Source organism: Paenibacillus woosongensis, assembly GCF_030122845.1.
GTDB classification, from domain to species: Bacteria; Bacillota; Bacilli; order Paenibacillales; family Paenibacillaceae; genus Fontibacillus; species Fontibacillus woosongensis_A.
In genome coordinates, this window is the sequence record NZ_CP126084.1 from 521,648 (window position 1) to 535,994 (window position 14,347).

10 protein-coding genes are annotated in these 14,347 nt (G+C 50.2%); 9 read left to right on the top strand and 1 reads right to left on the bottom strand.

All coding sequences use genetic code 11. From position 1 onward, the window contains the following. Positions 1-95: 95 nt before the first annotated feature. Positions 96-1,520 carry a family 43 glycosylhydrolase gene (locus QNH46_RS02370; protein WP_283928325.1) on the top strand — a complete coding sequence of 475 codons (1,425 nt, stop codon included), beginning with the start codon at positions 96-98 and terminating at the stop codon, positions 1,518-1,520. A 45-nt stretch (positions 1,521-1,565) separates the two neighbouring features. Continuing rightward, positions 1,566-3,815 (top strand): glycoside hydrolase family 95 protein, encoded by a 2,250-nt coding sequence (locus tag QNH46_RS02375; RefSeq protein ID WP_430691873.1) that lies wholly within the window; start codon positions 1,566-1,568, stop codon positions 3,813-3,815. Between the two features lie 627 nt (positions 3,816-4,442). Here QNH46_RS02375 and QNH46_RS02380 read toward each other — a convergent pair. Beyond that, entirely contained in the window at positions 4,443-5,642 is a 1,200-nt protein-coding gene (locus QNH46_RS02380; RefSeq protein ID WP_283926753.1) for an ROK family transcriptional regulator, read from the bottom strand. Between the two features lie 226 nt (positions 5,643-5,868). Here QNH46_RS02380 and xylA point away from each other — a divergent pair, with 226 nt between their 5' ends. The 7 genes from xylA (at position 5,869) to QNH46_RS02415 (ending at position 13,996) form a co-directional block, all read left to right on the top strand. Beyond that, positions 5,869-7,185 (top strand): xylose isomerase, encoded by a 1,317-nt coding sequence (xylA, locus tag QNH46_RS02385; protein WP_283926754.1) that lies wholly within the window; start codon positions 5,869-5,871, stop codon positions 7,183-7,185. A 97-nt stretch (positions 7,186-7,282) separates the two neighbouring features. Continuing rightward, positions 7,283-8,782, top strand: a complete 1,500-nt coding sequence (xylB, locus tag QNH46_RS02390; protein ID WP_283926755.1) for a xylulokinase — start codon at positions 7,283-7,285, stop codon at positions 8,780-8,782. Between the two features lie 231 nt (positions 8,783-9,013). Further along, positions 9,014-9,331: a PadR family transcriptional regulator gene (locus QNH46_RS02395; RefSeq protein WP_283926756.1), complete on the top strand. Its 318-nt coding sequence runs from the start codon at positions 9,014-9,016 to the stop codon at positions 9,329-9,331. Further along, positions 9,328-9,870, top strand: coding sequence for an HAAS signaling domain-containing protein (locus QNH46_RS02400; RefSeq protein WP_283926757.1), 543 nt, complete (start codon positions 9,328-9,330; stop codon positions 9,868-9,870). The genes QNH46_RS02395 and QNH46_RS02400 overlap by 4 nt, the downstream gene beginning before the upstream one ends. Positions 9,871-9,876: 6 nt before the next feature. Further along, entirely contained in the window at positions 9,877-10,638 is a 762-nt protein-coding gene (locus tag QNH46_RS02405) for a DUF4097 family beta strand repeat-containing protein (RefSeq protein ID WP_283926758.1), read from the top strand. A gap of 166 nt (positions 10,639-10,804) precedes the next feature. Further along, complete coding sequence (locus QNH46_RS02410; protein WP_283926759.1) at positions 10,805-11,581, top strand: ABC transporter ATP-binding protein; 777 nt, start codon at positions 10,805-10,807, stop codon at positions 11,579-11,581. 3 nt (positions 11,582-11,584) lie between these two features. Further along, positions 11,585-13,996: an ABC transporter permease gene (locus tag QNH46_RS02415; protein ID WP_283926760.1), complete on the top strand. Its 2,412-nt coding sequence runs from the start codon at positions 11,585-11,587 to the stop codon at positions 13,994-13,996. The last annotated feature ends 351 nt before the right edge of the window (positions 13,997-14,347 follow it).

The window sequence follows — 14,347 nt, forward strand, 5'->3', positions numbered from 1 at the left end:
TCACCTCAATCAAAGGGAATATATCAGTGAATACAAAGAGTATATCAATATTTCGACAGTTTATATCAAAAAATAAGGAGTGCACAAAATTAATGATGAGAAAACAAGGTTTGAATCCATATCTTCCATCCTGGGAATACGTTCCTGACGGGGAACCGCATGTTTTTAACGACAGGGTTTATGTTTATGGCTCCCATGACCGCTATAACGGACATGCTTTTTGTTTAAACGACTATGTATGCTGGTCAGCACCCGCAGCAGATTTGGCGGACTGGCGGTATGAAGGTGTGATTTACAAAAAAACAGATGATCCGCTTAACCCGGATGGCAGCATGTGTCTGTATGCACCGGATGTCACCGTGGGACCTGATGGACGGTACTATCTGTACTATGTCCTTGATAAGGTTCCCATTGTTTCGGTTGCCGTCTGTGACTCTCCAGCTGGTGAATATGAGTTCTATGGCTATGTGAGATATTCCGATGGAACACGTCTAGGAGAAAGACAGGGCGATGAGCCTCAATTTGATCCTGCCGTGCTGACAGAAGGGGAATTCACTTATCTGTATACCGGCTTTTGTGCAATCGGGGACAAATCAAGAAAAGGGGCCATGGCCACGGTGCTCGGCCGGGATATGCTCACCATCGTGGAAGAACCGGTGTTTGTTGCGCCAAGTGAACCGTACAGCAAGGGCAGCGGATTTGAAGGACATGAGTTTTTCGAGGCGCCATCCATCAGGAAGCGAGGCGATACGTATTATCTGATCTATTCTTCGGTCGTCATGCATGAGTTGTGTTATGCGACCAGCCCATTTCCGACAAGGGGCTTTACATATCAGGGAGTCATTGTAAGCAATAATGATCTTCATATTGATTCTTATAAACCGGCTGACAAACCGATGTATTACGGAGGCAATAACCATGGCGGTGCTGTGGAAATTCAGGGGCAATGGTACATTTTCTATCACAGGCATACCAATGGTACCGCTTTTAGCCGACAGGGCTGTATCGAGCCCATTTCATTCCGGGAGGACGGAACGATCCCTCAGGTGGAGATGACCTCCTGTGGCCCGAACGGGGGGCCGCTTGCAGGGCGCGGCGAATATCCTGCATATCTGGCATGCAACCTGTTCTGTAAGGACGAAGAGCTGTATACAGGAGGTTTTGGCGCTTCCGGGGCATGGATGGACAGCCGGTTTCCGAAAATAACCCAGGATGGAAAAGACGGAGATGAGGAGATGGGATACATCGCCAATATGACAGATTCGGCTACGGCTGGATTCAAGTATTTTGACTGCCATGGAATCAGGAAGATGACCATCCAAGTGCGCGGGTATTGCCGTGGTGCCTTTGAAATCAAAACCGCATGGAACGGCCCTGTTCTCGGAACGATCCCGGTTGAATTTTCAAACGTATGGAAAGCGTATTCTACAGAACTTGTCATTCCCGATGGCATCCAGGCCTTGTATTTTACATACACTGGCATGGGGAGTGCGAGCTTGGCCTCGTTCACGCTGGAATAAGGTTCATATATTCGTGATCTCAATCCAACGGATCGGAGGGGAAGCATGACTGCGATGGAACAGAAGCATGGTTTGTGGTATAGAGAACCGGCTGCGGAATGGAACGAAGCTCTGCCCATCGGAAACGGGCGGCTGGGGGCCATGATTTTCGGGGGCACGGCCGAAGAGAAGCTGCAGCTTAACGAGGATTCGGTATGGTACGGGGGTCCGCGTGATCGCAACAATGAAGACGCGCTGCCCCATTTGCCCCAGTTACGCGAACTGATTATGGACGGACGGCTGCGGGAGGCGGAGGAGCTGGCGGCGATGACGCTGACGGGGCTGCCCGAAGCGCAGCGCCATTATTTGCCGCTAGGCGATCTGCTGCTGGCGTTCGCTGATCATGAGCAGCCTGCGGAAGATTACATCCGGGAGCTTGATCTTGAGCACGGCGTATCCCGCGTCAGCTATCGGATTGGCCAGGTGCGATACACCCGCGAGATGTTCGCCAGCTATCCGGACCAGGCGATCGTCATCCGGCTTTCTGCCGACAAGGAGAAAGCCATATCTTTCCGAGCCCGGTTCAACCGGCAGAACTGGAGGTACTTGGAGAAGTCGGAGAAATGGGGGCATAGCGGGCTGGTTATGCGCGGGGAATGCGGGGGGAAGGGAGGCAGTACCTTTTGCGCCGTACTGAAGGCGATCCCGGAAGGCGGCGACAGCCGCACCCTTGGCGAGCATCTGGTGGTGACCGGAGCGGATGCAGTTACGCTGCTGCTCGTTGCCGGTACAACCTTCCGGCATCCGGATCCGGAGCTTTACGGCAAGCGGCAGGTGACGGCGATAAGCCAGTCCTCTTATAGCGAGCAATTGGCCCGCCACATTGCCGACTACCGGGAGCTGTACGGGCGGGTTGACATCGAGCTGCCGGACAGCCCGGACAGAACCACCCTCCCGACCGATGAACGGCTAGCGCTAATCCGGAAAGGAGAAGAGGATCATGGCCTGATAGCAACTTATTTCCAATTTGGCCGCTATCTGCTCATTTCCTCCAGCCGGCCTGGCTCCTTGCCTGCAAATTTGCAGGGCATATGGAACGACAGCTTTTTGCCGCCGTGGGACAGCAAGTTCACGATCAATATCAATGCCCAAATGAATTATTGGCTGGCGGAAAACTGCCATCTGAACGAGTGCCATGAGCCATTATTCGATTTGATCGAGCGGATGCGGGAGCCTGGCCGGGTAACGGCCAGGGTGATGTACGGCTGCCGGGGCTTCACGGCGCACCACAACACGGATATTTGGGCGGATACGGCCCCGCAGGATATGTATCTCCCGGCTTCCTACTGGCCGATGGGTGCGGCCTGGTTATGTCTTCACTTGTGGGAGCATTACCGGTTCAATCAGGATCGTTATTTCTTGCATCGGGCGTATGAGACCATGAAGGAAGCGGCACAGTTCCTTCTCGACTATTTGATCGAGGACGGGGAGGGCCGTTTGATTACTTGCCCGTCCGTCTCTCCCGAGAACAGCTATAAGCTTCCCAATGGGGAGACAGGCGTGCTGTGTGCTGGGGCTTCCATGGATTTTCAGATTATCGAGGCGCTATTTAGCGCCTGCATCCGCAGTGCGGAGATCATCGGACGGGATGAGGCGTTCCGGAAGGAACTTGCCACTGCCCTGAAGCGGCTCCCCAAGCCGCAGATCGGCAAATACGGCCAGATCCAAGAGTGGATGGAGGATTATGAGGAGATGGAGCCGGGACACCGCCATATATCCCATCTATTCGCGTTATTCCCGGGCGAAGCTTTTTGTGTAGAGCGCACGCCGGAGCTGGCCGAAGCCGCGCGGACGACGCTGGAGCGCAGGCTGGCGAATGGCGGAGGCCACACCGGCTGGAGTCGGGCGTGGATGATCAATTTCTGGGCCAGGCTGCGGGAGGGGGCTAAGGCTTACGAGAATGTGAAGGAACTGCTCAGTCACTCCACGCTGCCCAACCTCTTTGATAACCATCCGCCGTTTCAAATTGACGGAAATTTCGGCGGGACGGCGGGCATTGCCGAGATGCTGCTGCAAAGCCATACCGGCATGATTCGATTGCTCCCCGCTTTGCCTGAAGGGTGGAGCTGCGGGAGGGTCAAAGGGCTGCGAGCCCGGGGCGGGTTCACCGTCGATTTCTCCTGGGCGGAGGGCCTGATTAGGGAAGTTGTCGTGACCTGTGCGGTTGCCGGGTCCTGCCGATTGGAGGGGCCTGGTATTGGCATCATTTCGTTGGATGGTGAGGCCGGCTGCTCCTATACGTTTGGCCAATCCTAGTTCCAATGTTGTCGTAAAAATATAAAAAAGCCTTGCTCCGCACCAGAATACAAGGCGCGGAGCAAGGCTTGAAAAGGGTGCGGGAAGAATCCGAGGTCAGATTAAGCTTGCTTAAGGTGACGCTTAGGTTTCCATGTTTTTTGGTCATATTTGGCTTCAAGGCCGTCGCTTTCTCTACGCTTTGCTGCATCGGCATTTCTAATGTATACGGTTTGTCTACACCTTCCAGCGTAATCTTGGCCGTAAGCTTGAATTTATCTGAAAAAGCGAGCTCGTTCAGATTATTCTTAAGAGTCATAGACGGTTCGGAAAGCTTGCAAGCCTTTCCGAATTTCTAACGGTTGCCACGGCCGTTAATTCGCTGAATACGAGCATTTCGATGTCCTAACGGTTGTAATCCACGTTATTTGTACCGAATTCGTTGCAGCTTATTAAAAGCGTTAGAATAACAACATATATAACCGTTAGATTCTTAAAATGTGAAAAATAAGCGGATTAGCGGCAATGGCAACCGTTAGAACTAAAGGGTCTTGCTTGCTGTTGTATTTGCGAAAATATCGATCTTTGGATTGAAACAATAAAAAGTCCTGACCGGGGTTGAGTGTCCTGGTCAGGGCTTTATGAGGTTTAAGACTGGGTTTTCACCGAAGTGACATCCGCATCGGCCAGAAAGGAAGTGATTGGCATCGAGGCTGCGCCAAGGGCGGTGCTGCGAATGCCCAGCTCAGCGAAGGCGACCTGTGTCTTCTTCATATGATAGGACAAGCTGCGGCTCTCCAGCGTGTGCAGCATCGGTTCCTGAAGCAGATCGCCAGCCATCGACAGGCGGTTGCCAATCACGATCAACTCAGGATTCAGAATATTCACGAGGTTCGCTAGGCCGACGCCCAGATGGTTTCCCGTTTCTTGCAGCAGGGAGAGTGCTTCGGGTTCGCCGGCCCGGGCAAGGTTCAGCAGACGATCCAGCCCTTCCTCATCGGATGAGGAAGAGCTGTCCTTCCAGCGCTGGGCCGCACGATCGAGCAGCGCCTTCTCCGAAGCGAGCGTCTCCCAGCAGCCGCGATTGCCGCAGCGGCAGAGGGGACCATTCTCGGTTACAGTCATGTGCCCTACTTCGCCGGAGAAATTGGAAATGCCGCGGTACAGCTCGCCGCCGACGATCATGCCGGAGCCGATCCCGACGCCGATGCTGATATAAATCAAATTGGCGGCATCGCGTCCGGCCCCGTACAGCTTCTCGCCGATTGCTCCTGCGTTGGCTTCATTGTCTATATGAATATTCTCCCCGAATTCGGATATGAGCAGATTCTGCACAGCGACATTGTTCCAGCCCAGGTTCGGGGCGGAGACGATCCGGCTCTTCTCGTCGACGAGTCCCGGCACACCGATTCCGATCCCGACGATGCCGTAAGGCGATTCGGGCGCCTTCTTGCTGAGCCAGTGAATCATTTTGCGGATTTGGTCAAGCGCATGATCAGGCGACGAATCCTCCAGGGGAACCGTTCGTTCCCGAATGACATTCCCTTCCAGGTCTACGAGCAGGGCAAACAGATCGTTGACGCGGATATCGATGCCGATGGCATATCCGGCACCGCGGTTGAACAGCAGCAGCGTAGGCTTCCGCCCGCCGCTCGACTCGCCAGGGCCGATTTCGGTGACCAGCTGGCTCTCGATCAGCTCGGAGACAAGCGAAGATACAGTGGCTTTATTCAGGCCGAGTGTAGCGGCGATATCGGCACGGGACAAGGGCTGCCGCTGACGAATCGTATCCAGAACGAGCGTTTTGTTCATTTTCTTGATCAGTTGCTGATCGCCCGTAATTTTCATGATGATACCCTCAATTCTACATAAAAGATAACTACATCATACACATAAGGGTGATGCTAAATCAATAACTTAGTTAGTTTACTAGACAAACTAAGTCGGCCGTGTTAGGATAAAGATATCAAGCAGCATGCCTCGACTAAATTTGGGTCATGCTACTAATAATCATCATGATGTAAAGGCTTACTTTCCACAAGTAATTCCAAATCAGACTGGGAGGATTTCAAGTATGAGTTATTTCAAGAACATTAACAAAATCCAGTACGAAGGTTCAGGCTCCAACAATCCGCTGGCATTCAAACATTATAACGAGGACGAAGTCGTTCTTGGCAAAACGATGAAAGAGCATCTTCGTTTTGCGGTGGCTTACTGGCATACCCTGACGATGGACGGAAGCGACCCGTTCGGTCAAGCAACCATGATTCGTCCATGGGAGACTCGCACAGGTCTTGATCTTGCGAAGGACCGCGTGGAAGTAAACTTCGAATTCCTGGAGAAGCTCGGTGCTCCTTACTTCGCGTTCCATGACCGCGACATTGCTCCTGAAGGCGCAAACCTGAAAGAGACGAACGAAAACCTGGACGTTATCGTTGCTAAGATCAAAGAAGGCATGAAGGCTACCGGCGTGAAATTGCTCTGGAACACAGCGAACATGTTCTCCAACCCTCGTTTTGTTCACGGCGCAGCAACGACTTCCAATGCTGATGTATTTGCTTATGCAGCTGCACAAGTGAAGAAAGGTCTGGAAACAGGTCTTGAGCTTGGTTCTGAAAACTATGTATTCTGGGGCGGCCGTGAAGGCTACGAGTCTCTGCTCAATACGGACATGGGCCTTGAGCTTGACAACCTGGCAAGATTCTTCCATATGGCTCTTGATTATGCGAAGGAAATCGGCTACACAGGCCAATTCCTGATCGAGCCTAAGCCGAAAGAGCCTTCCAAGCACCAATACGACTTCGATGCGGCTACAACAATCGCATTCCTGCAAAAATACGGCTTGCAAGACCACTTCAAGCTGAACCTGGAAGCGAACCACGCGACACTGGCTGGACATACGTTCGAGCATGAGCTGCGCGTTGCACGCCTCAACAACATGCTGGGTTCCATCGATGCCAACCAAGGCGACCTGCTGCTTGGCTGGGATACGGATGAATTCCCGACAGATCTGTATGCAGTTACGCTGGCTATGTACGAAATCCTTGAGAACGGCGGCCTTGGCGCTGGCGGCGTGAACTTCGACGCGAAGGTAAGAAGAAGCTCCTTCGAGCCAGAAGACTTGTTCTACGCTCACATCGCAGGTATGGACACCTTCGCTAAAGGACTTAAAGTAGCAGCTAAACTGATCGAGGACAAATTCTTCGACAACTTGCTGGAAGAGCGTTATGCCAGCTTTAAGAGCGGAATCGGAGCTGACATCGTATCCGGTAAAGCCAACTTCAAAACGCTGGAAGCTTACGCGCTGCAAAACAGCGAGATCCGCAACAAATCCAGCCACCTGGAATTGGTTAAAGCTCGCTTGAACGAATATATTTTCGCTACGAAATAAGATCACTACGAAATAAGAGCAATCATAAAGGGGACGCTGGACGTCCCCTTTTGAATATGAGAACGGCAAGTTTTATTTGGTGAAGGGAGAGTCACGGATGAAATACGTAATCGGAATCGATCTGGGCACTAGCTCGGTCAAGACGCTGTTGGTAGGCCAAGACGGAGAGATCAAAGGAGAAGCAACGGCAGCTTATCCGCTTATTCACGAGCGCCCCGGGTACAGTGAGCAAGATCCTGAAGAATGGGTAAAAGGCACGATCACCTGCCTCAAAGAGCTGATGAAGAGCAGCGGCATCGCTGCCGAGGATATCGAAGGCGTCTCGTTCTCCGGCCAAATGCACGGCCTTGTGCTCCTGGACGACAAGAATGAAGTGCTGCGCCATGCCATTCTGTGGAACGATACCCGCACGACGAAGCAATGCCGGGAAATTGAAGCCAAGCTCGGCGACAAGCTGCTGGACATTACCAGAAACGCAGCATTGGAAGGCTTTACGCTGCCGAAAGTCCTGTGGGTGCAGGAGAACGAGCCGGAGCTATTCGCCAAAGCGGCACGTTTTGTGCTGCCGAAGGACTATTTGCGCTACCGCATGACGGGGAACGTACACATGGAACTGTCCGATGCGGCGGGTACGCTGATGCTGAACGTGCCGGAAGCGAAATGGAGCGAGGAAATTCTGGAGGCATTCGGGTTGTCCAGCGATTTTGCGCCTCCGCTGGTCGGAAGCACCGAAGGGACCGGAACTTTGCTGCCGGAATTCGCTGAACTGACAGGGCTTTCCACGAGCACGAAGGTATTTGGCGGCGGAGCGGACAACGCTTGCGGCGCTGTTGGAGCCGGGATCGTTCGTCAGGGCGATGCGCTGTGCAGCATCGGTACGTCCGGTGTTATTTTGTCGTATGAGGAAGATAAAAATAAAGATTTTGGCGGTAAGGTGCATTTCTTCAACCACTCTCATCCGGGAGCGTTCTATGCGATGGGCGTTACGCTGGCGGCAGGCTACAGCATGAGCTGGTTCAAGGATTCGCTGGCGCCGGAGCTGAGCTTCGATGAGCTCTTGAAGCCGGTAGCCGATATCGCTCCTGGAGCGGAAGGGCTGCTGTTCACGCCGTATCTGGTTGGTGAGCGCACGCCGCATGCGGACAGCGTCATCCGCGGCAGCTTCATTGGACTGTCCGGCACGCATCGCCGCGAGCATCTCGCCCGCGCTGTGATGGAGGGCATCACCTTCTCGCTGGCAGAATCGCTGGAGCTGTTCCGTCAAGCGGGAATTAACGTGGAGCGCATCATCTCGATCGGCGGCGGCGCCAAGAATCCGGTATGGCTGCAAATGCAGGCGGATATTTTCGGCACGCCGGTTGTCGCATTGAACAACGAGCAAGGCCCGGCCATGGGCGCAGCGATGATGGCAGCGGTTGGCAGCGGCTGGTTTGACAGCCTGAAGGACTGCGCGGATAAATTCATCGGCTACCGTGCCACGTACGAGCCAAATGCGGCGAATGTCGAGAAATATGCACGGTTGTTCAAGCTGTACCAGCAAGTATATTCGGCAACCCGTTCCTTGAACGAGGGCTTGCAGGAGTTCAGAGAGCAGTAACCGTGGGCGTACGCCGATAAGTGAAGCAAAATTTATGCGATAAGACTGTCTTCAGGGCCGCTGGGCTGAGGGGGCAGTCTTTTTTTTAGACCTGGTGTTTTTAGATTTGGGCTTAAAATGGGAAAAAACATAATAACAGGTATCTTGCAATATATAGTACTGAATGTTAATATATGTATATCTTAACTACTGTGCATTGAATAGTACTGAGTAAAGCGGTGGTGAGAAGCGATGAATATCCAATTCAAGAAAGGGGTCTTGGAGCTTTGTGTTCTCGTCTTGACGGCTAAGAAGGATCGTTACGGTTATGAGCTTGTGGAGCAGATTTCACGCAGATTCGAAATTGCGGAAGGAACGATTTATCCACTGCTGAGAAGGCTCGCCGCAGAAGGCTTATTTTCAACCTATCTTCATGAATCCATGGAGGGCCCTCCAAGAAAGTACTATAAGATTACGGAACAAGGAAGGGAAGTCATGAATGAGCTGGTATCGGAATGGAGCAAATTTGCTGTAGGAGTACAAGAGATGATTGAGGAGGGCTTGGGGTGAATAAAGAGGCGTATCTAAACGAACTGCTTCAATATTTAAAGCAGCTTTCTCCTGCCGAAAGAAAGGATATCCTGGCCGACTACATGGAGCACTTTGAGCAAGCTGAGCTCAGCGGACGAACCGAAGAAGAAGTGATCCTTAAGCTAGGGGAGCCGAAACTGGTCGCCCGCGAGGTGCTTGCCCAGTCCCAAATCCAGAAGGCGGGACAATCTCCTTCGCTCCCCAACGTGACTAAAGCCGTCATGGCAATGGTAAGTCTAGGTTTGTTCAATCTAATCATTGTATTTCTGCCGTTCGTTGCTTCGTTACTCGTGCTTGCCGGATTGTATGGATTTTCCCTCTTCTTAGTCATATCTCCCATCCTGCTCATTATTCAGCATCAATCGGTCTCCATCCTCATCCATGATTTCTTCCTTATGCTTGGCCTAGTCGGTGCAGGGTTATTACTTATGGTTGGAGCGTTAAAGGTGACCGGTCTTTATTACAAGCTGGTAATCCGGTATTTACTGTATAATTTGAAAGCTATAGGGAGGATATGATTTATTTTGACAAAAAACATGCGAAATATATTAAGACTGGCGATTGTTCTGATTGCTGTTGCGGTAATAGGTAATGTAGTGATGTATGTAATGGGGAATTCCCCATTCAACGTAGAGAATTTTGATATTCAAAGATCCGCTAGTACAGAGCAAGTTAAAGAACTGTATATTCGAGCCGAGACTGGGACCGTGAAGATCATTCCGATTGAAGGAAATGAGATCGAAGCGATATTGGAGGGAAGGACGACCAAGAAATGGCTGAAGGACTACCATTTAGTCATGGATAAGGAAAGGGGACGAGTCCAGATTGAAATCGTACAGGACAGCAGGATGCGCTTTTTTGACCTCTATACCAAGCTTCAGTTAACGGTAGGCATACCTGCGGCTGAGCTGGATCAACTGCAGGTCGTCACGGATACGGCAAGTATTTATATAGAATCGGTCCACGCGAATGAATATGAGCTGGCTAGCGATACAGGAAATATAGAAGTGAACGCAGCCGAGGGTCTCCTGAACGTAAAGTCGGACACTGGAGCAATCGAGATAGCCCTTGAACGAATTAACTACGACATCAAGGCTGTGACAGATACGGGCGACATTACGATACAGACCGCCAAGGCGCCTGAAGCGCTTCGCACCAAACTTGAAACAGATTCTGGACAAATCCATGTCACATTACCCCACTACGAAGATGATCATATCGGCGATGGAGGACCGCTATTGCATCTTGTCTCCGACACTGGCAACCTCATTATTGAACATAAATAAGCAGCCCTCTCGTATATGTCTACCTACTAGATATGCAGAATAACCACTCACCATGATCATAACAACTAATTTGCAGCAACAGATGAACCCGATGGCCAATTGCGCGCTACGAATGTAAAAAAATGAAATTTAAAATATAAAATGTTATTTCCAAGGAGGAATATTTATGATTACGGCCAATGCCAAGAAGGTTGTTATCATCGAGGCGGTTAATTTGTGCAAATCTTATTCTATGGGAACTGAACAGTTCCATGCGGCCAAAGGTGTAAATCTTCAGTTGTATGAGGGGGATTTCACGGTCATTATGGGCAGCTCGGGCTCGGGCAAATCCACACTGCTGTATATGCTGAGCGGTCTGGATACGATAACTTCCGGAGAGGTATATTTTAAGGGTCAGCGAATCGACCAATATTCGGAGAAGGAGATCACAGATTTTCGATCCAATAAAATCGGTTACGTTTATCAATCGATCAACTTAATCCCGGATTTCACCTTATTGGAAAATGTCGCTTTTCCCGGATATGTGGCTGGTCGCAGTAAGAATGCAATTAATATACAGGCCATGACCCTGCTGCAAATGATGGGCATTGCTGAGCAGGCAGACCGTCTGCCGTCCCAGGTATCCGGCGGACAGCAGCAGCGGGCAGCCATTGCCCGGGCGATGATCAACTCTCCTGAGGTTATTTTTGCCGATGAGCCGACGGGGGCGCTTAGTCAGGAGCAAGGCACAATCATTTTGGATATTTTGACGGAAATGAACCAAAAGTCTCAATCCATAGTTATGGTTACACATGATATTAAGGCAGCCTGCAGAGCGGATCGCCTGATTCTAGTGAAGGATGGAAACATAGACGGGATATTGGAACTCGGCAAGTATTCCCCGGATCAATTAAAGGACAGAGAAAACCAAATCTTTATGTTTATGTCGGGAAAGGGGCGGTAACGGATGTATGCGATATGGAAGCTATGCTGGTCGAATCTAAAAAGTAAAAAAGTACAAAACAGCTTCATGGCGATCATCATCATGTTATCTGCCCTGCTTCTCTCCACGGCGATATTGGTCATCAACAACACGAACCGGGTATATGAGAATATGCATGCCAAGGTTCAGGGCGCCCATCAAATTCTGCGGCTGGAGAACGGTATTCATGATCCTAATCAGGTTCATCAGTGGTGGTCCGGACAGCAGGGGGTTACGGCCTCGGAGATGATGCGGTACCGCTATCTGTCCAGTATGTCGCATGCCGGTGAAGAAATTCCTAATGTCGACTTGTTCATGATGGATACGCCGAGAGGACCTTTTCCCGTCGATAAGCTCTTGTTTGTACAAGGGGGGGAGACACAGGCTCCCAAGCCTGGGACAGCCTGGATTCCGACATCTCTCGCTTATTCCAATGATATACAGGTAGGCGATCCAATCGAATTCAAGACGGACAAGGAAACCTTCCGTCTGCAGGTCGCTGCGGTGGTCGTGGACATCTCCTACTGCTCGCCGTTTGCGACCAGCGGGAGAATATGGATGAATGGCCAGGATTACAATACCCATATGGCCTCGCTGCAAGGCGGCGACATGTATATGACAGGGCTCCGTTTTGATGATTATAGCCAAAACCGTGCTTACTGGGAGAGCTTCGAGAAGTTCTTGGGCACACCTTACTTGGAGTCAGTGAAAGATTTCGAAAGCATTTCCTCCTACTATATGATTGCCAATCAAGTCATCAGCTTTATTATGGTCTTCCTGGCAGTCGTCATGATATCCGTTGCTCTATATACGCTTGGATTTACAATTTCCGATGCGATTCTGTCGAGCTACAAGACGATTGGCATTATCAAATCCGTTGGCCTATCTTCTCGAAAAGTGGTTGCGGCTTATGTGACGCAATATACGCTGCTGGCGTTTGTCTCGGTCATTCCGGGAATTTTGTTAAGTTATGTGTTCTCGAACAATATCGTTAGCAGCTCGATGGCCTATCTCAATACAGGCACAGCGGATATGAATGTTCAATTTTCGGCTATTGCAATCTGGTTGGGGGTAGCGGTGGTCGCGGTCATATTCCTGTCTGCCCTGCTGTTCTCCTACAAAGCTCGTGGTATTGAGCCTGCACAGGCGATTCGTTATGGCATGTCGGAGAAGGACAGCTCCAAACAATCGGGCCGAAGAAGCACTTGGAAGAAGAAGCTGCTGAAGCTGGGTTCCCTTCCAACGGAGATGATCATCGGACTAAGGGGCGTAACGAAAAATATACGGGGTTCTGCATTGATCATTTTGATCACGGCGTTGTCTACTTCAGTGCTCGTTTTTGGATTTTTGTTCGTGTACAGCATTTCCTCCATTCATGGAACTATTGCGAAATGGGGATATGATTCGGCCGACCTATCGGTAAGGATTGATAATCCGGCCAAATTGACCTATGAGCAGCTTCACGAAGAAGTGCTATCGGATCAAAGGGTCAAGAACTTTAGCCGTTATGGAGACGCCAATGCCGTATTGCCGATCAACAAAGAATTGGCAGCCGAAATGGAGCAGGATACGATGGGAATTTTGCTGACGGTGGCTGAGGGAAACTATGATGAGATTGGTTATGAGAACGTCAAAGGGCGCAATCCGATGAACGGCCAAGAAATTTCAATCGGCGTCAATATTGCTAAAAGCTTGAACGTCGATGTAGGTGATCCGCTCGACATTTACATCGAAGGAGAGAAGCATACGCTTACTGTGACGGGGATCTATCAGGCAATCGCGAACATGTCCTACACGGGACGCATAACAGCTGACGTTGTTAGAAAGGTTAATCCCGACTATGGCGCTGTGATGAACACGACCTTTATCAATCTGCAGGACGGCGTCTCTATTGATCAATTCGTAAGTGAATTGCATCATAAATACGGCAGTGCGATCTGGACGGCAAGCCAAGCGACGCTAGTGGATGAGGTGTTCTCTCAAGCGGTTACTATATTGATTTTGCCCATGTCGGTTATGGCTCTGTTGTTCATCGTCATTACGTTCGTTATTATCTACAGCATCTGCCGGATCAACATGAAGAAGGAGAGCCGAACCTATGGCATTTACAAATCAATTGGCATGACCTCCAGGCAAATTCGCATGGCGGTAACTGCTGGAATTCTAGTAGTGTCGGCGATTGGGGCTTTAGTGGGAGTTCCCCTCGGATTAATAGGTCTTCCTCCTCTGCTGAATTTCATTCTGGCCGATTATGGAATAGTTGAGGTGCCATTAATTTTGAATGGAGGAGGGATTGCCGCGATGATTCCCCTGAGTATCGTGGCTGCATGTCTGGGATCTTGGTTCGCCTCCAGATCTGTTCAAACGACATCGCCGCGAATCCTGACGGTTGAATAAATAAATTTTTTTACTAGTCCAAAATTCTTGAAAATAAATGTTTGCAAAAAACGGCTTGCTGGCCTGTCCAGCGGCCTTTTTGCTGTTTCTGAAAAAAATACATAATACAACATTTTTAACATGAAACTTACACAACTCTTACATTATTTGGATTGACTTTGAAAAAGAATATATGTAATGTTATTTTATGGGAAGCAAACTCTATTATGTATTTATGTAATTTACAAGATTAAATGACATTAAAAACCTCATCTTTAGAGCTATTTTTTCTAAACCCACTTTGAAACATCCACGACTCCACATTAATCGCTATAACATCCTACTCGAAATGCAAGTAACTCTCTAACTCAC

Excerpts from the sequence above, each read along its gene's own strand:
- QNH46_RS02380 (WP_283926753.1), bottom strand. The coding sequence starts at position 5,642 with ATGAAAATTACGGGCGATCAGCAACTGATCAAGAAAATGAACAAAACG.
- xylB (WP_283926755.1), top strand. The coding sequence starts at position 7,283 with ATGAAATACGTAATCGGAATCGATCTGGGCACTAGCTCGGTCAAGACG.
- QNH46_RS02415 (WP_283926760.1), top strand. The coding sequence starts at position 11,585 with ATGTATGCGATATGGAAGCTATGCTGGTCGAATCTAAAAAGTAAAAAA.
- QNH46_RS02395 (WP_283926756.1), top strand. The coding sequence starts at position 9,014 with ATGAATATCCAATTCAAGAAAGGGGTCTTGGAGCTTTGTGTTCTCGTC.
- QNH46_RS02410 (WP_283926759.1), top strand. The coding sequence starts at position 10,805 with ATGATTACGGCCAATGCCAAGAAGGTTGTTATCATCGAGGCGGTTAAT.
- QNH46_RS02375 (WP_430691873.1), top strand. The coding sequence starts at position 1,566 with ATGACTGCGATGGAACAGAAGCATGGTTTGTGGTATAGAGAACCGGCT.
- QNH46_RS02370 (WP_283928325.1), top strand. The coding sequence starts at position 96 with ATGAGAAAACAAGGTTTGAATCCATATCTTCCATCCTGGGAATACGTT.
- xylA (WP_283926754.1), top strand. The coding sequence starts at position 5,869 with ATGAGTTATTTCAAGAACATTAACAAAATCCAGTACGAAGGTTCAGGC.